The organism is Bradyrhizobium sp. BWC-3-1 (genome assembly GCF_032917965.1).
Lineage (GTDB): Bacteria > Pseudomonadota > Alphaproteobacteria > Rhizobiales > Xanthobacteraceae > Bradyrhizobium > Bradyrhizobium canariense_D.
The window spans coordinates 4,624,190-4,643,531 of sequence record NZ_CP136625.1; the positions used below are offsets into that span (position 1 = coordinate 4,624,190).

Annotated in this window: 20 protein-coding genes; 8 read left to right on the plus strand and 12 right to left on the minus strand. The window is 64.1% G+C overall.

Going from position 1 to position 19,342, the window contains the following annotated elements; genetic code table 11:
* The first annotated feature begins 10 nt into the window (after positions 1-10).
* The 5 genes from RX329_RS22455 (at position 11) to RX329_RS22475 (ending at position 5,831) form a co-directional block, all read left to right on the plus strand.
* A complete protein-coding gene (locus RX329_RS22455; RefSeq protein ID WP_007590901.1) occupies positions 11-601 on the plus strand; it encodes an ANTAR domain-containing response regulator in 591 nt (196 codons plus the stop codon).
* On the plus strand, positions 598-1,761 hold the full coding sequence (locus tag RX329_RS22460; protein ID WP_018457916.1) for a CmpA/NrtA family ABC transporter substrate-binding protein: 1,164 nt from the start codon (positions 598-600) through the stop codon (positions 1,759-1,761). The genes RX329_RS22455 and RX329_RS22460 overlap by 4 nt, the downstream gene beginning before the upstream one ends.
* 331 nt (positions 1,762-2,092) lie before the next feature.
* Positions 2,093-3,874: a NirA family protein gene (locus RX329_RS22465; RefSeq protein ID WP_018457915.1), complete on the plus strand. Its 1,782-nt coding sequence runs from the start codon at positions 2,093-2,095 to the stop codon at positions 3,872-3,874.
* Positions 3,871-5,478 (plus strand): sulfite reductase subunit alpha, encoded by a 1,608-nt coding sequence (locus RX329_RS22470; RefSeq protein ID WP_018457914.1) that lies wholly within the window; start codon positions 3,871-3,873, stop codon positions 5,476-5,478. Before RX329_RS22465 ends, RX329_RS22470 begins: the two co-directional genes overlap by 4 nt.
* Before the next feature lie 200 nt (positions 5,479-5,678).
* The gene (locus tag RX329_RS22475) at positions 5,679-5,831 is read left to right on the plus strand and encodes a hypothetical protein (protein ID WP_007590908.1); all 153 of its coding nucleotides are present in this window, start codon (positions 5,679-5,681) and stop codon (positions 5,829-5,831) included.
* Here RX329_RS22475 and RX329_RS22480 read toward each other — a convergent pair whose 3' ends face one another.
* Genes RX329_RS22480 through pxpB form a run of 3 tightly spaced genes read right to left on the minus strand, consistent with a single transcriptional unit; the run spans position 5,832 to position 8,400 of the window.
* On the minus strand, positions 5,832-6,602 hold the full coding sequence (locus RX329_RS22480; RefSeq protein WP_018457913.1) for a LamB/YcsF family protein: 771 nt from the start codon (positions 6,600-6,602) through the stop codon (positions 5,832-5,834).
* Between the two features lie 32 nt (positions 6,603-6,634).
* Positions 6,635-7,672, minus strand: coding sequence for a biotin-dependent carboxyltransferase family protein (locus RX329_RS22485; protein ID WP_018457912.1), 1,038 nt, complete (start codon positions 7,670-7,672; stop codon positions 6,635-6,637).
* A complete protein-coding gene (pxpB, locus tag RX329_RS22490; RefSeq protein WP_317244258.1) occupies positions 7,669-8,400 on the minus strand; it encodes a 5-oxoprolinase subunit PxpB in 732 nt (243 codons plus the stop codon). Before pxpB ends, RX329_RS22485 begins: the two co-directional genes overlap by 4 nt.
* A 245-nt stretch (positions 8,401-8,645) precedes the next feature.
* Between pxpB and RX329_RS22495 the strand changes: the two genes are divergently transcribed.
* The gene (locus RX329_RS22495) at positions 8,646-9,344 is read left to right on the plus strand and encodes a ribonuclease activity regulator RraA (RefSeq protein ID WP_317244259.1); all 699 of its coding nucleotides are present in this window, start codon (positions 8,646-8,648) and stop codon (positions 9,342-9,344) included.
* A 25-nt stretch (positions 9,345-9,369) separates the two neighbouring features.
* Positions 9,370-9,774: a cupin domain-containing protein gene (locus RX329_RS22500; RefSeq protein ID WP_018457909.1), complete on the plus strand. Its 405-nt coding sequence runs from the start codon at positions 9,370-9,372 to the stop codon at positions 9,772-9,774.
* 143 nt (positions 9,775-9,917) lie between these two features.
* Here RX329_RS22500 and RX329_RS22505 read toward each other — a convergent pair whose 3' ends face one another.
* The 3 genes from RX329_RS22505 to RX329_RS22515 form a co-directional block, all read right to left on the minus strand.
* A complete protein-coding gene (locus tag RX329_RS22505; protein ID WP_007590916.1) occupies positions 9,918-10,268 on the minus strand; it encodes a hypothetical protein in 351 nt (116 codons plus the stop codon).
* Positions 10,269-10,445: 177 nt separating this feature from the next.
* Entirely contained in the window at positions 10,446-11,354 is a 909-nt protein-coding gene (locus RX329_RS22510) for a DUF2147 domain-containing protein (protein WP_317244260.1), read from the minus strand.
* Between the two features lie 172 nt (positions 11,355-11,526).
* On the minus strand, positions 11,527-12,309 hold the full coding sequence (locus RX329_RS22515) for a transporter substrate-binding domain-containing protein (RefSeq protein ID WP_018457907.1): 783 nt from the start codon (positions 12,307-12,309) through the stop codon (positions 11,527-11,529).
* A gap of 138 nt (positions 12,310-12,447) precedes the next feature.
* Here RX329_RS22515 and RX329_RS22520 point away from each other — a divergent pair, with 138 nt between their 5' ends.
* Positions 12,448-12,945 (plus strand): DUF1993 family protein, encoded by a 498-nt coding sequence (locus RX329_RS22520; protein ID WP_018457906.1) that lies wholly within the window; start codon positions 12,448-12,450, stop codon positions 12,943-12,945.
* A 33-nt stretch (positions 12,946-12,978) separates the two neighbouring features.
* Here the strand turns inward: RX329_RS22520 and RX329_RS22525 are convergent, their stop codons facing one another.
* From RX329_RS22525 to RX329_RS22550, 6 genes are all read right to left on the minus strand, one after another.
* Entirely contained in the window at positions 12,979-13,476 is a 498-nt protein-coding gene (locus tag RX329_RS22525) for a hypothetical protein (RefSeq protein WP_085385225.1), read from the minus strand.
* Positions 13,477-13,662: 186 nt separating this feature from the next.
* Positions 13,663-14,652, minus strand: a complete 990-nt coding sequence (locus tag RX329_RS22530) for a hydroxyacid dehydrogenase (RefSeq protein WP_085353081.1) — start codon at positions 14,650-14,652, stop codon at positions 13,663-13,665.
* 33 nt (positions 14,653-14,685) lie between these two features.
* A complete protein-coding gene (locus RX329_RS22535) occupies positions 14,686-15,786 on the minus strand; it encodes an ABC transporter ATP-binding protein (RefSeq protein ID WP_018457903.1) in 1,101 nt (366 codons plus the stop codon).
* 6 nt (positions 15,787-15,792) lie between these two features.
* Positions 15,793-16,704 (minus strand): carbohydrate ABC transporter permease, encoded by a 912-nt coding sequence (locus tag RX329_RS22540; protein ID WP_018457902.1) that lies wholly within the window; start codon positions 16,702-16,704, stop codon positions 15,793-15,795.
* Positions 16,704-17,642: a carbohydrate ABC transporter permease gene (locus tag RX329_RS22545; protein ID WP_007590928.1), complete on the minus strand. Its 939-nt coding sequence runs from the start codon at positions 17,640-17,642 to the stop codon at positions 16,704-16,706. Before RX329_RS22545 ends, RX329_RS22540 begins: the two co-directional genes overlap by 1 nt.
* Positions 17,643-17,789: 147 nt before the next feature.
* Complete coding sequence (locus tag RX329_RS22550) at positions 17,790-19,130, minus strand: ABC transporter substrate-binding protein (RefSeq protein WP_026233460.1); 1,341 nt, start codon at positions 19,128-19,130, stop codon at positions 17,790-17,792.
* Positions 19,131-19,342 lie beyond the last annotated feature (212 nt).

A 19,342-nucleotide genomic window follows, 5' to 3' on the forward strand; every position in this document is an offset into this window, starting at 1 on the left:
TGAGTGAGCAATGAGCGCCGAACAGTCGCCCAAAATCGTGATCGTCGACGAAAGCCCGATCCGGGCTGCGATCCTCGAAGAAGGGTTGCGGGAGGCCGGATTTACGCAGATCGTCCATATCCGCGAGATGCAGAGCCTGCTCGCCCGGATTTATGCGGTCGATCCCGACATCATCCTGATCGATCTGGAAAACCCCAGCCGCGACGTGCTGGAAGCGATGTTCCAGGTCAGCCGCGCCGTGAAGCGGCCGATCGCGATGTTCGTCGACCAGAGCGATTCATCCTCGATCCAGGCCTCGGTCGAGGCGGGGGTCTCCGCCTATATCGTGGACGGGCTGAGGAAGGAGCGCATCAAGCCGATCCTCGACCTCTGCGTGTCGCGCTTCAATGCCTTCGCAAAACTCCAGGAGGAACTGGAGCGTACCAAGTCGCAGCTCGAGGATCGCAAGGTCATCGAGAAGGCCAAGGGCATCCTGATGAAGGTGAAAGGCCTCACCGAGGACGAGGCCTATGTGCTGCTGCGCTCCACTGCGATGCGCGAGAAGAAGAAAATCGGCGAGATCGCCCAGTCGATCATCACCGCGTCGGAGATGCTGAAATGACCGCTCCCCTCCGCATCGGGTTCATTCCGCTGGTCGATGCCGCAGCGCTGATCGTTGCCGTCGACAAGGGATTTGCCGCGGCTGAAGGGCTCGAGGTCGAACTGGTCCGCGAGGTCTCCTGGTCCAACGTCCGCGACAAGCTCAATATCGGCTTGTTCGACGCCGCGCATCTGCTCGCTCCCGTCGCGATTGCGTCCTCGCTCGGGCTCGGCCACGTCAAGGTGCCGATCGCGGCGCCCTTCAATCTCGGCATCAACGGCAACGCGATCACGGTCTCGCCGGCGCTTCATACCGCGCTGATGGAGGAGATCGACGGCGACCGCTTCGATCCGCTCGCCACGGCAAAAGCGTTGGCGCGCGTGGTCACCAAGCGGCGCAAGGCTGGGGCCGATCCGTTGACCTTCGGCATGACCTTCCCGTTCTCGACCCACAATTATCAATTGCGGTTCTGGATGGCGGCGGCCGGCGTCGATCCCGACGAGGACGTGCGGCTGGTCGTGCTGCCGCCGCCCTATATGGTCGACAGTCTTGCCAATGGGCATGTCGATGCGTTCTGCGTCGGTGCGCCCTGGAATTCGATCGCGGTCGATCTCGGGATCGGCCACATCCTGCATTTCGTCTCCGACATCCTGGCCCATGCGGCGGAGAAGGTGCTGGCGCTCCGCCAGGTCTGGGCCGACAAGAATCCCGACGTGGTAGCCAGCCTGGTGCGCGCGGCGGTGAAAGCCGCCGAGTTCATCGAGCATCCCGAAAACCGGACCGAAGCGGCGCAGATCCTGGCGCAGCCGGAGCGGATCGGCGTCGATGCCGAAGTCATCCAGCGCACCCTCACGGGGCGCCTCAAGATTTCGCCGGACGGCACCTTTCGCGAGAGCGGCAGCTACCTCCTGGTGGGACGCGAGGAAGCAGGGCGCCCCGATCCGGTCCAGGCCGCCTGGCTCTATGCGCAGATGGTGCGCTGGGGGCAGACGACGCTGACGCCCGACGGCGTCAAGACGGCGATGGCCGTGTTCAGGCCCGATCTCTACGACGGCGCCCTCGGGCGCCGGCCGCCCGCCCAAGCCCCCGCGGCATTCGGCGCATTCGCCGGCCCCGCCTTCGATCCCGCCAATATTCGGGGGCATCTCGAGGCCTTCGAGGTGGGCCGCTGGAAGGTGTGATTCGGGTCTGCATCGTTTTTGAGCGCTGGAGATCCGAGTCTAAATTTTAGGCCGACTGCTCGAATTTCATAAGAGTTCCGGAGCCCAGAGTTCCCCGGCGCGCTCTTAATTACCTGATACCTCACACATTTTCATTTCATCGAAGCTGGCACGCAACTTGAATGTTGCAGTGCGGCCAGCCTGTCACAGATGCCTGCTGCGCCAGTCCCCAGCAACGAAGCTGTTCGGACCGCTGGGTGCGCAGCCGGCTCTCGAGCCAGCCGAGCTCCTCGCGGGTCGTGCACTTTCCGTCGATACCACCCAGGTGGCCGCAGGAGCTTCGTTACTGACCATGAAACTCGACACCGTCTCAGTCGACTTTACCGACGACCAGAAACGCTACCTTGAAGGCTTCACGACCGGTCTGCAGATCAGTCGCGTCGGTCGCGGTCTCGGCGGCGGCGCCGGCAAGGCGAACGCCGAGCCGACCGGTCCCGATGCCGTGCACATCAAGGCGCAGGACAAGGTGATCGCCGCGGGCAAGAAGCTCGCCGACCAGGAGAAGGTCAAGCGCGACGAGCATCCCTTCGATGCCTATCCGCGTCTCCGCCAGCAGGCGCTCGATAATACGCCGCCAAGCCCGGCGGACAATTTCCGCTGGCGCTATTACGGCATCTTCTACGTCGCGCCGACGCAGGACTCCTACATGTGCCGTCTGCGCATTCCGAACGGCATCATGAAGCACTGGCAACTGTCCGGCCTTGCCGACCTCGCCGATGAAACCTGCGGGCCCTACAGCCACGTCACGACGCGTGCCAATCTCCAGCTTCGCGAGATCCCGCCGAAGAACGCCGTGAAGCTGATCGAGGGCATACAGGATCTCGGCCTGTGCTCGCGCGGCTCCGGCGCCGACAACATCCGCAACGTGACGGGAACGCCGACGGCGGGCATCGATCCGCAGGAGCTGATCGACACGCGGCCTTATGCGCGCGAGTGGCACTACCACATCCTGAACGATCGCTCGTTGTATGGCTTGCCGCGCAAGTTCAACGTCGCCTTCGACGGCGCCGGCAAGATCGCGGTGCTCGAGGAGACCAACGACATCGCCTTCACGGCGTATGAGGTGAAGGATGGGTTCGGCGTCGAACCCGGGATCTGGTTCCGCCTCGGCCTCGGCGGCATCACCGGCCACAAGGACTTTGCGAAATATTCCGGCATCGTCGTCAAGCCTGAAGACGCTACCGCCGTTGCCGACGCCATCGTGCGCGTCTTCATCGAGCACGGCGACCGCACCAACCGCAACAAGGCGCGGTTGAAATACGTGCTCGACGCCATGGGCCATGACGGCTTTCTCAAGCTGGTCGAAGAGCGGCTGAAGACGCCGTTCACGCGCGTGACGGAAGAGGCGTTTGCGCCGCGGCCGGCCGCGGACCGCATGGCGCATATCGGCGTGCACAAGCAGAAGCAGGACGGCTTGAACTGGATCGGCGTGTCGCTGACGCTCGGCAAGATCAGCTGCGATCAGATGCGGGGTCTCGCCAAGGTGGCGCTGGACCTCGGTGACGGCGAGATCCGTCTGACCGTCTGGCAGAACCTGCTGATATCAGGGGTGCGTGACGAGAATGTCGAGCTTGCCGTTGCGGCGATCAAGCAGATCGGGCTCGCGGCCGAGGCCTCGCACATCCGCGCCGGCCTGATCGCCTGCACCGGCAATGCCGGTTGCCGCTTTGCCGCCTCCAACACCAAGCGTCACGCCGCCGAGATCGGCGAATGGTGCGAGCCGCGCGTCGAGATGGACAAGCCGGTCAACATCCACGTCACCGGCTGCCACCATTCCTGTGCCCAGCACTACATCAGCGACATCGGTCTGATCGGGGCGCGCGTGCCTGTCAACGAGGAGGACACGGTGGAGGGCTATCATCTCTTCACCGGCGGCGGGTTCGGTCCTGACGCCGACGTCGGTCAGGAGGTCTATCACGACCTCAAGGCCGAGGACGCGCCGAAGACGGTCGAAGGGCTGCTCAAGGCCTATATCGCCCATCGCTCGTCTCCTGACGAAACCTTCCTGTCCTTTGCGCGCCGCCACGACGGCGAGACGCTGCGCAAGCTTGCCGATGCCGAGGTGTCCTCATGAACCAGATCAGCCCTCCACCCAAACTCGACATTATTCCCACGAGCGCCCCGTTCTCCGACGCGCAACGCTCCTGGCTGAACGGCTTCTTTGCCGGGCTGCTGTCGCCTGAGGCGGCCACGCCGCTGTCGGCGGAGCAGGGCGCCGCGGTCATGCAGGCTGGTGACGGTGACGACGGTGAAGCGCCGTGGCACGACCAGACCATGCCGATCGCCGATCGGATGAAGCTCGCCGAAGGCCGTCCCGTGCGGCGCAAGATGATGGCGGCGATGGCGCAGCAGGATTGCGGGCAGTGCGGCTACAATTGCCACGACTATTCGGAGGCGATCGCGAGCCGCAGTGAAGCGCGCCTCAACCTCTGCGTCCCCGGTGGCAAGGAAACCGCACGGATGCTGAAGTCGTTGCACGAAGAGCTGGACAAGGCGCCGGCGGCAAAGCCGGCTGACAAGCAAGACGCGGTGGCGGCCCCCGCCGTGACCGTGACGATCGCCGAGCCCGGCCGCTCGCGGGACAACCCCGTTGCGGCGACCTTCCTGTCGCGCCGTCTTCTCAACAAGGGAAAGTCCGAGAAGGAAACCTATCACGTCGAGTTCGATCTCTCCGAGAGCAAACTCGACTACGTCGTCGGTGACAGTTTTGGCGTGTTCGCGCGGAACGAGCTCGGCCTTGTCGACCAGGTCATCGCGTTGCTCGGTGCCTCCCACACCACGAAGGTCAACGGCAAGACGCTGCGCGAGGTGCTGATCGACGACGTCTCGTTGTCGCCGGCGCCCGACACGCTATTCGAACTGCTCTCCTTCATCACCGGCGGCGCGCAGCGCGAGAAGGCGCGGGCGCTGGCACAGGGCGAGGATCCCGATGGCGATGCCGCAACGCTCGACGTCATGGCGGCGCTGCAGAAGTTCTCGGGCACGCGGCCGCATCCCGAAGCCTTCGTGGAGGCGCTCGAGCCGCTGCAGCCGCGGCTCTATTCGATCTCGTCCTCGCACAATGCGACGCCTGGAAAGCTGTCGCTGACGGTCGATTCCGTGCGCTACGTGATCGGCAAACGCAAGCGCATCGGCGTTGCCTCGACCTTCCTCGGCGAGCGCATCGCTGAGGGCGAGAAGCTCAAGGTCTATGTGCAGAAGGCGCACAATTTCGGCCTGCCGCAGGATCCGAAGACGCCGATCATCATGATCGGCCCCGGCACCGGCATTGCGCCGTTCCGCGCCTTCCTGTTCGACCGCAAGGCGACCGGTGCGCCTGGCAAGAACTGGCTGTTCTTCGGCCATCAGCGCAGCGATTGCGACTTCTTCTACCAGGAGGAGCTCAACGCGATGAAGACCTCGGGCCTGCTCACGCGTATGTCGCTGGCCTGGTCGCGCGACGGCGAGAAGAAGTTCTATGTGCAGGACCGCATGCGCGAGGTCGGCCGCGAGGTGTGGACGTGGCTCGCCGAGGGGGCGCATTTCTACATCTGCGGCGATGCCAAACGCATGGCCAAGGACGTCGAGCGTGCACTGGTCGATATCGTCGCCCAATTCGGGGCGCGTTCGACCGACGAAGCCGTCAGTTTTGTCGCAGAACTCAAGAAGACGGGCCGCTTCCAGGCTGACGTCTACTAGATGTCATCCTACGGTCATCCGAGCCGGTTCCAACTGGCTCGGATTTGAGCGAATAAGATTCTCGGAAGTGGCGGGCGAGGAGAATTTGCTCCTGCGATGCGGGGTTTTCAGAGAACCCGCATCGCTATTTCCGCCGGTCTCTTGCCCGCCACCCCGGTTGATCCTTCATAATCGTCCGAATGGGGCGTTGGAGATCGACCATGCGCGAACTATCGGCGGAAGCCAGGCTGCACTTCTACGCGCGCTCGCTCTCGCGGCGGACCGGTGCGAGCGTGCATCATGCCGCAATGTACAGCGCCTTCGCCGTCATCGCCGCGATCGTGTTCGGCACGCTGTCGGTACACCCGTTCTGATCACGCTCCGCGCTTGAACGGCGCGACCTCGATCCCTGCATCCTTCAAAGCCTGCCGCAGACCGCGCGCGATGTCGACGGCGCCCGGCGTATCGCCGTGGATGCAGACCGTGTCGGTGCGCATCTTGATGACCTTGCCGGTGACCGAGACCACCGCGCCGTCCTGCACCATGCGCACCACGCGGTCGGCGATGGCCTTGGCGTCATGCAGCACTGCACCGGGCTTCTTGCGCGAGACGAGATTGCCGTCGTCCTCATAGGCGCGGTCGGCGAACACCTCGTGCACCATCGGCAGATTGGCGGCTTCGCCGGCCTTCACCAGCTTGGAATTGGCGAGCACGACGAAAATCAGGCTCGGGTCGACCGCCTTGATGCCGGCGGCGATCGCCTTCGCCGTCATGTCGTCCTCGCAGGCGACGTTGGAGAGCGCGCCATGCGCCTTCACATGCGTTACCTTGTGGCCGGCCGCGGTCGCGATCGCCTGCAGCGCGCCGATCTGGTAGGCGACGAGGTTCTCGATCTCGGAGGCCTTCAGGCCCGCGATCGGATGGCGGCCGAAGCCGTGCAGGTCGCGATAGCCAGGATGCGCGCCGACCGAGACGCCGCGCGCCTTCGCCAGCTCGACCGTTCGGCGCATGATGTCGGGGTCGCCCGCGTGGAAGCCGCAGGCGACGTTGACCGAGCTCGCCAGCTCGATCATGGCGGCATCATTGCCCATCTCCCAAGCGCCAAAACCTTCGCCGAGATCGCAATTCAGATCGATCGTCTTCATGGGTTGCTCTCCGTCTCTGGTCGTCTTGTCGTTTACGGCTCGGCCGCGACCTGCCAGGTCCCGGCGTCGACGGCACTGACAGCATAGCCCGCGACGTTGGCATCGCTGAGCGCTTCGATGTTGAGCGCCACGGTGTCGGCAGAACGCAGGCGATCGGGCAGGTTGCGGATCAGCTGCGCAAATTTCTTCGCCTCGTCCTGCGCCTCGGCCATGCTGACCGCCTTGAAGCGGAACGCCGTTCCCGCTGAGGTCTGCGCGAGACGGCCGACGTCGGCCGTGATCACGGTCGCGATCTTCGGGTAGCCGCCGGAGGTGCCGCGATCCATCATCAGCGCGATCGGCGCGCCGTTGCCGGGCACCTGGATGCTGCCGTTGACCGTGCCGTCGGAGACGATGTTGTGGCCGTGCAGATGCTTGATCGCGGGACCTTCCAGCCGGTAGCCCATGCGATCGGAGGTCGCCGAGATCTTCCACTCGCTGTCGAGGAACAGCGCCTTGTTGGCGTCGTCGAACTCGTCGTCCTGCGGACCCAGCAGGACGCGGATCGGACCGCTCGACGGCTTCGGCAGTTCGATGCGCTGTTCCGGTGCACCGCTTGCGGCATCGACGCTGAATTCGTCGTCGGCCTGCAGCGGGCGCGGGTAGGGGCTGCCGAGACCGGCACGGGCGTTGACTGCGAGACTGCCGAACACCGGCTCGCCCTTGATCCCGCCTTCGATCGCCAGATAGGTGAACGCACCGCCGCGAGCAAAACCCAGCGTCAGCGTCTCGCCGTCTTTCAGCGTCACCGATGTGTCCGTGGCGACCGGACTGCCGGCGATGTCCGCATTGCGCGGCGCGCCTGAGATCGCGACGCGCACGGCACCGTCGCGCGCGGTGAACGCGGCGCCGAACGGGCCGACCTCGACAGCGGCTGCGAACGGTTCGTTGCCGACAAGCGTGTTCGCCGCCGCGAGCGACAGGCGGTCCATCGCTCCGCTGACCGTCAGGCCATAGCGTTGCGCGCCATGGCGTCCGCCGTCCTGGACCGAGCTTGCCGGCCCGATGCTGGCGATCACGAGCCGGCTCATGCCACCACCTGCTCGGCAATGATCTCGCCGGCCTCGGCAGCGCGGTCCTGTTCCTCGAATGTCTTGTGGTCGATCGCGAAAAACGTCACGCGATCGCCGGGTTCGGTGAGGAAGGTCGGATTGCGGTGGAGCTGATAGGTCCGCACCGGCGTGCGGCCGAGCAGGTGCCAGCCGCTCGGGGCCGCCAGGCACTGGATTCCGGCCTGGATGCCGCCGATCGAGATCGTGCCGGCAGGCGTCAGCAGCCGTGGATTCTGCCGCCGCGACATCTGCAGGGATTTGTCGAGGCCGCTGAGATAGGACCAGCCCGGCGTGAAGCCGATCATGGCAACCTTGTAGTCGCCGGCGACGTGGCGCGCGACGATGTCGTCGGGTGTGGTGTTCAGCGCCTTCGCGACGTCCTCGAGGTCGATGCCGTGCTCGCCGCCATAGGCGACGGGAATTCGCCATCGGCGGGCCTTGGTGGCCGCCGGCAGCGGCTGGCTGGCGAGCGCGAGCAGCTTTTCGCCAAGTTCATCGAAGCCGATCTTGCCGGGATCGTAATGCACCAGCAGCGAGCGATAGGTCGGCACGGACTCGGTGATGCCATCGATCGGACTCGCTGCGAGCGCCTTGTCGAGCGCCAGCACGCGCTGGTTGGCGTCGTCGTCGATGGTACGGCTGAACTCGACCGTGACGGCGCTGTCGCCACTGGGCAGCAGGCGGGGCGGGGGAAGCGTCGCGGACATGGGCTGTCGAAATCGGGCTTCTGGAGATACGCGGGCTCGGCCTTGAGCTCCGCTCGTCCCTGCTTCGCGTAAATGCGCCCGCAAGTCCAATAAATTAATGCAGGGGGAGGCGATAAACCCTTGTTATCGCGACGCATAACAGCGCTGCGGCCCTGCATGATTGGTAGCTTGTTGGCCCTTGACGCAAGGCCCGCACCCCGCAAGATGCGCGTTCTTTCCCGCCCATCCGGAGCTCGTCTGTTTCCATGTCGCTATCCCCCGAAGCCCGCAAGACCCTCGCCGGCATCACCACTGCCACCATCACCACGGTCCTGCTGAAGAAGGGCCTGCGCAACATCTGGATGCGCGGCGCGCGTCCGCTGCGTCCGGGTCTGCCGCGCCTGGTGGGACCGGCCTTCACGCTGCGCTTCGTGCCGGCGCGGGAGGATCTGGCGACGCCGGAGTCATGGTCGTCGCCGATCTCGACCCGCACCGCGATCGAGGCGATGCCGGAGGGCTGCATCGCCGTGGTCGACGCCATGGGCATCACCGACGCCGGCATCTTTGGCGACATCCTATGCGCGCGCATGATGAAGCGCGGCGTCACCGCACTCGTCACCGACGGTGTCGTGCGTGACGTCGAGGGCGTGCTCGGCACCAACCTGCCGGTCTGGTGCGACGGCTTTGCCGCGCCGCCGTCGGTTGCCGGCCTGACCTTCGTCGGCTGGGGCGAGCCGATCGGCTGCGGCGGCGTTGCGGTGTTCCCGAACGACATCGTTGTTGCCGACCAGGACGGCTGCGTGCTGATCCCGCAGGCGATGCTCGAACAAGTGCTCAACGAGGGTGTCGAGCAGGAGCGGATGGAAGCCTGGATCGTCAACGAGGTGAACAATGGCGCGGTGCTCCCGGGCCTCTATCCCATGAACGCCGAGACCAAGGCGCGCTACGCAGCAAGCAAGAAGTAATCGGGAAAGAAGCGAGGTAATCCCAATGGAGATCACTGTTGCAGGCACGCGGCTGACCCGCCGCGCGCCCAAGGAAAATTTCACCGGCACCGTCTGGCAGGACCCGGTGATCATGGCGCCCGCGCCGGCACGGCTGAACTGCTCGCGTGTCTCGTTCGAGCCTGGCGCACGCACCAATTGGCATCATCATCCGCTCGGGCAGACCCTCTACGTCATCTCCGGTGTCGGCCGCGTTCAGACCAAAGGCGGGCCCGTCAGGGAGATCCGTCCCGGCGACACCGTCTGGATTCCGCCGGGTGAGGTGCACTGGCACGGCGGATCGCCGACCAACGGCATGTGCCATATCGCCATGCAAGAAGCGCTCGACGGCGTCTACTCGACGTGGCTGGAGCCGGTGAGCGACGCGGAGTATGGGGCCGCGTTGGGCTAGCTCTCGTGCCCCGGACAAGACGCATCGCCCCGCGGCGATGCGTCGCCGATGCGGGGCCCAAAACTTTTGACGGCATCAGGACTGCTGAGTCCCGGCTCTGCGCAGCAACGCTTCACGTCGCTGCTTGTCCGGGGCACGACACCTTACATCCGCTCGGCGGTCCACGTTCCCGTGCACATGCTGCCGCGCCACGTGCCGGAGCCGGAGGTGCCGCTGAGGCGGCCGAAGCCGACGGCGCGCTTGATGCCGGTGCTCAAGGTGACATTGATGCTGCCGGCATCCGCGACGCGGCCCGACGCCGTCACCATTGCGCTGCTCGAGGCGATCTGACCGTTGTTGATGCCGATGGCGACGGTCGAGCCGTTGCCGCAGGTCTCGCTCGATGACGAGATGCGGACATTCCATGCGCCGTCGAATGTGCTGGCGCTGGCCTGCGCGGCCGGCAACGCGATGACTATGATTGTGGCGAAGAGAGCCTTGCGAAATCCGTTCATGACACGCCCCTAGGGTTGATCATGCGGGGATCGTGTCACGGACGCGGAACCGGCGATGTGAGGGCTGTCACGCGCGCGACGGGCTCTGTGATGTCGCGCACATCCCGGAAATCGAGGGGCAAAAGCAAAAGGGCCCGCATTGCGGGCCCTTTGTCTCGGTCAGAGTGTCGCGGGAAGTCAGTTCACCCGCGTCCAGGTCTGGCCGCCGCAGAACATGCCGCCGAAGGCGCAGCCCTGCACGCGCAGGCGATCGGTGCCCTTCAGCGCGATGGTTGAATCGTAGGTCGAGCCGGAGTTCGGATCGAGGATCCGGCCGGACCATTTTGGGTCCTTGTTCTGGTCCTTGCCGGGCTTCATATTGATCAGAACCTGCTCGCCATTCTGGTTCGATTTCGAATCGACCGAGTAGCCGCAGAGATTGCTGCCGCATTGCTCGATGCGGACCTTGCCTTCCTTCTCCTCGGTGAGCCAGACGCCGAGCGGTGAATTGAGGTCGCGCGTGGCCGCGGTTGCGGGAGCCGGCGGCGCGACGGCGGCCGACTGAACGGGAGCAGGCGCCGGGACGGGAGGCGGAGATGGCGCCGGCGGCGCGACTGCGACCATCGGGGCGGGCGGTGGAGGCGGGGCGGGCGGTACTGCGGCCACGGTCGGGGCAGCACTTGGGGCCGGCTGAGGCGGCGGCACAAGCGCCTCTTCGGCCGGAGCCTTGTTAGCCGTGGTGGCCGGAGGCGCTGGCGGGGCAGGAGGCGCCACGGCCACGGGGGCTTGGACGGGAGCTTGGACAGGGGCCTGCTCGGCCGCCGGCGGCGCCGTGACAGGTGTTGGGGCCGGCGCCGGATTGGCAGGCGGCTGCGGATCAGCCTTGGCCTGTTGCGGTGCCTGCGGGTCCGCTTTGGGAGCCCCCTTGGCATCGTTCTTGGCTTTCTTCGCCTTGCCATGGCCGGTGTTGTCGTAGACGCCGGGGATTTGCACCGTGCCGCGGTCGGGATCAATGCGGATGGTGCGCCCGCCATAGTCGAAGGTGTACTGCGCCTGCGCAGCGGTGCTCGCCAAAAGGAATGCGGCCGTGGCCAACAGCTTCCTCATTTCGCATCTCCTGAAACAGGTGGTCCCCGCACCGACGCTTACGCCCCGGTTCGATCGCAAAAAGTGATCTAGATCACTGTCACCGTATGAGTCGTGGCTTCTGCGTTTGGGGTTCAATAACACCGGAGCCGGTCCAAAGTTTGGCCGGCACAAGCGACAGGAGGACGCGGCCCTAATCGAACCAGGCGGCGTAGATCTTCTTGTAGCTGCCGTCCTGCATCGAAATATGCAGCCATTGATCGACGAAGGCCTTCAGCGCCATGTCGCGCTGGAGCCAATAGGCCTTCTCGGAAAAATCGAACGGCTTGTCGGGATGCACCGCGCAGAGCACGCCTTGATGCTGCTTCTGCTGGTAGCGCGTCTCCGAGGCGTCGGTCATCATCAGGTCGGCATTGCCCTTGGCGATCTCGTCGAAGATCACGGTATTGTCCGGGAAGACGGTGATGTCGGCGTCCTTGATGTTGGCACGCGCGAAGCGCTCGTTGGTGCCGCCGGGATTGACGATCACGCGGGTGCCCTTCTTGTCGATGTCGGTGATGCTCTGGTATTTGCCGACATCGGCACAGCGCGCGATCGGCGTCTTGCCCTCGCGCATGATCGGCGTGGAGAAGAAGCCCTTCTTCTGCCGGTCGAGCGTGACCGAGACGCCGCCCATGGCGATGTCGAACTGATCGGCCTCGAAATCCTTCATCAGCTTCGGCCAAGCCGTCGGCACGAATTCGACCTTGACGCCGAGCGCCTTGCCGAGTGCCTCCGCCATGTCGACATCGAAGCCACTGAATTGCTGCGTCGTCTTGTCGAGATAGGTGAAGGGCTTGTAGTCGCCGGTCATGCCGACGCGCAAAGTGCCGCGCTTGACTATCTCGTCGAGGCGGGACGGCGCCGTCTGCTGTGCGTGGGCCGAAAGGTTTGCCAGCAGGACCACGGCCAAAGTCGCCAGAATTCGAATGGTCATTCGAACGATCATCTCTTTTCCACCCATGTCCAAGCTGTCATTGTGCAGCTCTCGAGGCCTGTCTTGAGGCCTGGATTTAGACCAGATGCCCGTCTCTGGCGAGGCGGAATTGAAGGGAATTTTGAAGTGACGATCTCAATGTATGACGCCTCGGTCGGACTCTTCGTGCCGTATCTGCGCAACCTCTCCGCACTGCTCGACAAGGGCGTTGCCTATGCCGAGGCCCGGAAGTTCAACCCGGCCGTCCTGCTCGGCATGCGCATGGCGCCCGACATGTACGATCTGGCGCAACAGATCGGCGAGGCCTGTCGCCACGCCACGGTCGCCGCGGCCTTGCTCGCCGACCGCGAGCCGGTGGCGCTGCCGGTGCTGGAGCACGACATGGCCGGGCTCCAGGCCCGCATCGCGACGTCAATCGAGTTCATCGAAAGCCTGCCGCGCGCAGAGATCAATGCTGCGGCGGAGCGGAATGTCTTCTTCAGGCTGAAGAACGGGACCGAGTTGCCCTTCACCGGGCGGACGCTGCTGCTGACCTTCAGCGTTCCGCAGTTCTTCTTTCACGTCACGACCGCCTACGACCTGTTGCGGCACGCAGGCGTCGAGCTCGTGAAGAAGGATTATCTCGGACGACGATAAGCCGAACCGGCATCCACTTCGCGCGAGAGCGCGCTAGGCTTCGCCCTTGCGCTCGTAATCGGCGAGCGAGCTGCGGCCGGCGATCTCGCTGCGCAGCTCTTCGAAGCGCCGATGCGCCTCGTCCTCATGCGCGTCGACGAAATGCACCGCGGCTTCGCCGGTCATCGGGCCGCTGACCACGGGCACGGACTGCTCGCCGATGGTCTCGTGGACGTAGAACTGGCCGTCATCGCCGCGATGGACCGTCCATTTCAGACGGATCGCCACCATCGGCCCGGGGCCGACCTTGCTGTAGCCGTCGGCGTCGGCGTGCTCCGGCACCAGCGGCTGCTCCTCGACCACCGGATGCTCGTCGACCATCGGGTGCTCGTCCGCGACCCCATGCTCACCAGCAACCACCATTTCAGTCACGGTGACAGTCTCGGTCTCGCGCACAGTCTCGGTCTCGCGCACGACGAGGACGGGTTCAGGATGCTCCAGGATGCTGGCGATGGTCGCCAACGCGTGGTCGGTCGGGTCGATCTCTGACAAGGGTCCATCCTCCAGCTCGACGCGGCCGGCAAGTCTGTCCCACTGCCGCCGCGGCCGGACCTATTACGCGGGTTTGATTAAGGCTGAGTGAGGGCTCGATCTGCACCAAAATGGGACTCATTCTGGCGTTCCGAAGGCGGCGGGTTGATCGCCCGCCCAAGAGAACCGCCTAGCCCGGAGATGCGCTCAGCCCAGGACATCCTGATTGATGATGTTCTGCCGGATAGGATCGCCGTCCAGCACACTCAGGATGTTGCGCGCGGTCTGCTCGCTCATCCGGCTCACCGCCTCGACCGTCACGCCGGCGACGTGCGGCGCCATGATGACGTTGGGCAGCGCGAACAGCGCGTTGCTGACCGGTGGCGGCTCCGCCTCGAACACGTCGATGCCGGCACCGGCGAGCTTGCCCGAGACCAGCGCGTCGTACAGCGCCGCCTCCTTCACGATGCCGCCGCGTGCGGTGTTGATGAGGTAGGATTTCGGCTTCATCCGGCCGATCCGCGCCGCGTCGAACAGACCGACGGTCTCCGGCGTCTTCGGGCAGTGGATGGTGACGAAATCGGCGTGAGGCAGCGCGGCATCGAGGTCGGCGACCGGCTCGCAGCCTGCTGCCTTGATCTCTGCGGCTGCCTTGTAGGGATCATAGACCTGCACATTCATGTCCATCGCCAGGCAGCGCTTGGCGGTGCGGGTGCCGATGCGGCCGAAGCCGATGATGAGGACGGTCTTGCCGTAGAGATCGAACGGCAGCATGCCGAGACGGTCCGCCCATTTGCCGTCTTTCACGCAGGCGTGCATCTCCTGCGCGCGTTTTGCCAGTGTCAGCATCATGAACAGCGCCTGTTCGGCGACCGAGGGCGAGTTCGCGCTGCCGGCGACCATCAGCGGCACCTTGCGGCGGGAGAGGGCGGGGACGTCGACGGCGTCGTAACCGACGCCGATCCGGGTCACCACCTTCATGTCCTTCGAGGCTTCGAGCTCGGTCTCGCCGAAAGCGGTGGCGCCGAGCGCCACGCCATGGACCGGCGCGTGGCTCTTCAGCAAGGCCTCGAAATCCCTGGCGGAGATCAGGTTCGGAAACTCGATGAGCTCGATATCATCTCGCTGGGTGAGGAGGGCGCGCGCCCCTTGCGACAAAGTTTGCGTGACAAAGATTTTCTTCTTGTTGGTCGACATCGTCCCTACCTGCGCGAGTTTCTTGGCCGGCCGTCACAAGACGGCGCCGGTCGCCTCGTTTAGCAGGTGCATATTGTTGAGGTCCATCGCCAAACGTATGGGTGCTCCGTCCTTGGCGCCCGCATTGGGATCGACACGGCCGCAGACGGGCGTGCCTTCCAGTCCGAAATAGACCAGCGTCTCCATTCCCATCGGCTCGGTGACATCAAGCACGGTGTCGAAGGTCTCGACACCCGGCTCGAGATGCGCATGCGATTCCGTGAGATGTTCGGGACGGATGCCGAGCAACAGGTTTTCAGATCGGGGCAGCGCGCTGTAACGGGCGGCGCGGGCCGGCGGCAACGGGAATGAGATGCGATCCGTCAGGCGGACGTTGAGCTTGCCGCCAACGTCCTCGAGACGGCACGGAATGAAGTTCATCGCCGGCGAGCCAATGAAGCCCGCGACGAAGCGCGTCGCCGGCTTGTGGTAGAGCTCGTTCGGGGTGCCGATCTGCTCGATCCGACCCTTGTTCATCACCACGACGCGATCAGCCAGCGTCATCGCCTCGACCTGGTCGTGGGTGACGTAGACCGTCGTGGTGCGCACTTTCTGGTGCACCTTCTTGATCTCGATCCGCATCTGCACGCGCAGCTTGGCGTCGAGATTGGACAGCGGTTCGTCGAACAGGAAGACCTTTGGGTTGCGCACGATGGCCCGCCCCATGGCGACGCGCTGGCGCTGGCCGCCGGAGAGCTGCTTCGGCTTGCGGTCGATCAGGTCGGTGATGTCGAGGAGGCGGGCGGCTTCCGTCACCCGCGCCTTGATCTCGGCCTTGGGATAGTGCTTGAGCCGCAGCCCGAACGACATGTTCTCCGCGACCGTCATATGCGGGTAGAGCGCGTAGTTCTGGAACACCATCGCGATGTCGCGATCCTTCGGCGGCACGTCGTTGACGACGTCCCCGCCGATCATGATGTCGCCGTCGGTGATGTCCTCGAGTCCCGCGATCATCCGCAAGGTCGTCGACTTGCCGCAGCCGGAGGGGCCGACGAGCACGATGAACTCATGGTCTGAGATGTCGAGATCGATGCCGCGCACCGCCTCGACGTCGTCGTACCGCTTGACCACCTTCCGCAACGCAACCTCAGCCATAAGACATCAACCCTTTGTCGCGCCGGCGGTCAGGCCGGCAATGTAATAGTCCATCAGGAAGGCGTAGATGACCAGCGGCGGGGCAGCGCCAAGCAGCGCGCCGGTCATGATCTGCCCCCAGTTGAAGACGTCGCCCTTGATCAGCGTGGTGGTGATGCCGACCGGCAGCACGAGCTGGTCGATGGATGTCGTGAACACCAGCGGATAGAGGAACTGCGCCCAGGACACGGTGAAGGCGAAGATGGTCGCTGCGATCAGGCCAGGGAGGGCAACCGGAATGAAAATCCGCGTCAGGGTCTGGAGCCAGGAGGCGCCGTCGATGAGAGCCGCCTCGTCCAGCTCCTTCGGGATCGAGGCGAAATAACCGATCATGATCCAGGTGCAGAACGGCACGGTCAGCGTCGGATAGATGAACACCAGCACGTACCAGCGGTTGAGAAGGGTGATGCCGGTGACGTCCTGGACCACCGCGAGCATCTTGAACAAGGGAATGAACAGGAGGCTGTCCGGGATCAGATAGGTGAGAAAGACCCCGGTCGCGAGCGTCGCCGAGCCCCAGAACTTCATCCGCGCCAATGCAAACGCCGCCGGAATGCTGATCAGCATCGTCACGATCACGACCACGATCGAGATCATCGACGAATTCCAGAAGAATCGCAGGAACTGGTTCGAGGTCAATAGCTCCACATAGTTCGACAGCGTCGGATGAAATACCCACCACGGATTGGTGGCGGCCGAGATCTCCGCGCTGCTCTTGAGCGAGGTGATCAGCATGTAGATCGGCGGGATCAGGAAGAAGATCGCAAACAGCACCAGGAAAAAGTAGGACCAGCGCAGCGCCCAGGTGCGGTCGCGGCTCATGCTTCGAAGCTTGACCTTGCGTGTCGGTCCGGCCTTGTCGATTGCGAGCGTGCTCATCAGGCTTCGTTCCCACGTTTGTTGACATCGCGCAGGATGAAGACCGCTGCGACGGCGAGGATCGGCACCATGAACAGCGAGACGCAGGCGCCGAGCGGAATGTCGCTGCTCTGGATGCCGACCTGGAACGCCCAGGTGGCGAACAAATGCGTCCGGTCCAGCGGACCGCCGGAGGTGAGGATGCGCACGATGTCGAAATTGGCGAAAGTGACGATCAGCGAGAACAGCGTGGTGATGGCGATGATGTTGCGCATCATCGGCAGGGTGATGTGCCAGATCTTCTGCCACCAATTGGCGCCGTCGATCGCTGCGGCTTCGTAGAGCTGGTCGGGTACGGATTTCAAGGCGGCCAGGTACATGATCAGGAAGAACGGCGCGCCGTACCAGACGTTGACGAGGATGACGGAGAAACGCGCCCAGAAGGTGTCACCGAGCCACGGGATCGGACCGATGCCGAAGAACGACAGCGTATAGTTGAAGGCGCTGTAGGAGGGATCGAACAGCCACAGCCATGCCAGCGTGCTCATCGCCGGTGGGATCACCCAAGGCACCAGCAGCATGCCGCGCCATTTACGTTGCTTCTTGCCGGGAATGTTGTGGACGAAATGCGCGACGATGAAGCCGATCAGCGCCTTGAAGACCACGGCGGTAATCGCAAAAATGCAGGACTGTCTCACCACCATCCAGAACGTTTCGCGCTTGAACAGGAAGGTGAAGTTGCTGAGACCGACGAACTTCGTCATCGCCTTGTTCAGCGTCGCCAGGTAGACCGAATAGAAGGCGGGATAGAGCACGAGCAGGGCGATCAGGAGGATCAGCGGCAGCGTCAGGAAGAACGCGACGGTCGATTTCCGTCCCATTGCATTGCGCAGGCTCGCCCGTTTGCGCGGGCTCGCAGCTCGAGCGGGACGGCCTTGCTCAACGACGACATCGGCCATGACGTTAGCCTCTTTTGCAGGACACGCAGCAGGACATGTAGGACGGCGAAGCCGGCGCAGCCGTCGGCTTCATTCGGCAAGCGGATCGAGCGAGTGTGCCTCGGCGGCTCACGCGCGAAGCGTGAACCGCCATGGCACATACCCGGCTCAGGTTCGCATGAAGCCTTCGCACTCGCCTTCGGCCCAGGCGAGCGCGGTTTCCAACTTCTCTCCTTGCGCAAAGCGCAGCGCCATCTTGGTCAGCGTCGCCTGGAAGTAGATCTGCTGGGCGATCTTCGGCGGCGCCGGAGACGCGGCGATCGACATCGTCTGCTGCTTGTAGGGATCCGGATAGTGGAAGAGCGTGCCCTTCGGCGGCCCTTCCTCGGCCCAGGTCTTGAACTTCGTCATGTTCGCGTAGGCCGGCAGATCGTACCCGCCGCTCGCCGCGACGAACTTCTCGATCGCCGCCGGCGAGGACAGGTGAACAAGCAAGCTCTTGGCCGCTTCCTTGTTTTTGCCAAAGGCCCAGACGCCCCAGAAGTACGGCAGGAAGGGCGCAAAACGTCCCTTCGGACCGGACGGGAAGCCGTGCGTCCAGCACTGTTCGGCGACTTGCGGTGCGTCGCGCTTGGCGACCGCCCAGGCACTCGGCGGATTCAGGATCATCGCCCCGCGGCCCGAGATCAGCCATTTGTTGTTGGAGGCATCGTCCCAGGACGGCGCGTCGGTGGGCAGGACGGCGATCAGCTTCTTGTAGAATTCGAGCGCCTGCCGCACTGCATCGGTCTTGACGGTGATATCGCCCTTGGCGTTGACGAGCTCGGCGCCGAACGACTGGAAGATCGCGCCGGCGGTGTCGACGCTGTCGGTGGTCTCGCCGAGACCGATGCCGAAGGGGAAGCCGGCCTTGTGGCAGGCCTCGGCCGCCTTCAGGAACGTCTCCATGGTCCAGTTGTCTGCTTTCGGCGGGGCGCCGACTGGATACATCTCCTGCACGTCGATGCCGGCGTGTTTCTTCATGAGATCTATGCGGGAGCAGGGGCCCTTGATCTGGCTTCCCGGCGTCGCGGGCACTGCGAGCCATTTGCCGCCCGACCGCCCGAGATATTTGACGGTGTCGTTCACCTCGCCGTTCTGCTTGATGAGCGGCTCCATGACGTCGTTGAGCGGTTCGAGATTCTCGGAATAGGCGTGCGGCCACCAGCTCGGCATCTGGAGAATGTCGTGACCGGACTTGGCCTGGGCTTCGGCCGCTGCCGTCAGCTCGATCTTCTTGTTGTTGCTGGTGATGTAGTCGATCGAGACTTCGACCTTCTCCTTCTCGCCCCATTCCTTGACGAGCGCGGTGGAGGCATCGTTGGCGCCGGGCACCCAGTGGTCCCAGAAGCCGATCGAGAGCTTGCCGGCGGCGTAAGCGCCTCGGACATAGGGCGCCGTGATCAGCGCCGCGGAGGACATTGCAGTGGCAGCCACAAATTGACGTCGCGTCAGTGTCTTGCGTGACATCTCGTTTCCTCGCTTGGGTGTTTTATTGTTCTGGCGTTCCTCTGAACTCTTCCGAGTTCTGCTTTTGATTTTCTTTTCGAAAGTTTCTCGTTCGACGTTTCTTGTTGATGCCGTCGGCTTCGAAGGCAAATTGGTAGCGCGATCAGATCATGATTGATTGCGTCTGTCGAGAAAACCGAACGGCTTGCGCCTAGAACTAACGTTGTGTCCGG

Coding starts and splice junctions, on each gene's coding strand:
- RX329_RS22470 (WP_018457914.1), top strand. CDS start 3,871: ATGAACCAGATCAGCCCTCCACCCAAACTCGACATTATTCCCACGAGC.
- RX329_RS22540 (WP_018457902.1), bottom strand. CDS start 16,704: ATGAGCACGCTCGCAATCGACAAGGCCGGACCGACACGCAAGGTCAAG.
- RX329_RS22545 (WP_007590928.1), bottom strand. CDS start 17,642: ATGGCCGATGTCGTCGTTGAGCAAGGCCGTCCCGCTCGAGCTGCGAGC.
- pxpB (WP_317244258.1), bottom strand. CDS start 8,400: ATGTCCGCGACGCTTCCCCCGCCCCGCCTGCTGCCCAGTGGCGACAGC.
- RX329_RS22460 (WP_018457916.1), top strand. CDS start 598: ATGACCGCTCCCCTCCGCATCGGGTTCATTCCGCTGGTCGATGCCGCA.
- RX329_RS22495 (WP_317244259.1), top strand. CDS start 8,646: ATGTCGCTATCCCCCGAAGCCCGCAAGACCCTCGCCGGCATCACCACT.
- RX329_RS22485 (WP_018457912.1), bottom strand. CDS start 7,672: ATGAGCCGGCTCGTGATCGCCAGCATCGGGCCGGCAAGCTCGGTCCAG.
- RX329_RS22465 (WP_018457915.1), top strand. CDS start 2,093: ATGAAACTCGACACCGTCTCAGTCGACTTTACCGACGACCAGAAACGC.
- RX329_RS22515 (WP_018457907.1), bottom strand. CDS start 12,309: ATGACCATTCGAATTCTGGCGACTTTGGCCGTGGTCCTGCTGGCAAAC.
- RX329_RS22550 (WP_026233460.1), bottom strand. CDS start 19,130: ATGTCACGCAAGACACTGACGCGACGTCAATTTGTGGCTGCCACTGCA.
- RX329_RS22535 (WP_018457903.1), bottom strand. CDS start 15,786: ATGGCTGAGGTTGCGTTGCGGAAGGTGGTCAAGCGGTACGACGACGTC.
- RX329_RS22475 (WP_007590908.1), top strand. CDS start 5,679: ATGCGCGAACTATCGGCGGAAGCCAGGCTGCACTTCTACGCGCGCTCG.
- RX329_RS22505 (WP_007590916.1), bottom strand. CDS start 10,268: ATGAACGGATTTCGCAAGGCTCTCTTCGCCACAATCATAGTCATCGCG.
- RX329_RS22520 (WP_018457906.1), top strand. CDS start 12,448: ATGTATGACGCCTCGGTCGGACTCTTCGTGCCGTATCTGCGCAACCTC.
- RX329_RS22455 (WP_007590901.1), top strand. CDS start 11: ATGAGCGCCGAACAGTCGCCCAAAATCGTGATCGTCGACGAAAGCCCG.
- RX329_RS22500 (WP_018457909.1), top strand. CDS start 9,370: ATGGAGATCACTGTTGCAGGCACGCGGCTGACCCGCCGCGCGCCCAAG.
- RX329_RS22530 (WP_085353081.1), bottom strand. CDS start 14,652: ATGTCGACCAACAAGAAGAAAATCTTTGTCACGCAAACTTTGTCGCAA.
- RX329_RS22510 (WP_317244260.1), bottom strand. CDS start 11,354: ATGAGGAAGCTGTTGGCCACGGCCGCATTCCTTTTGGCGAGCACCGCT.
- RX329_RS22480 (WP_018457913.1), bottom strand. CDS start 6,602: ATGAAGACGATCGATCTGAATTGCGATCTCGGCGAAGGTTTTGGCGCT.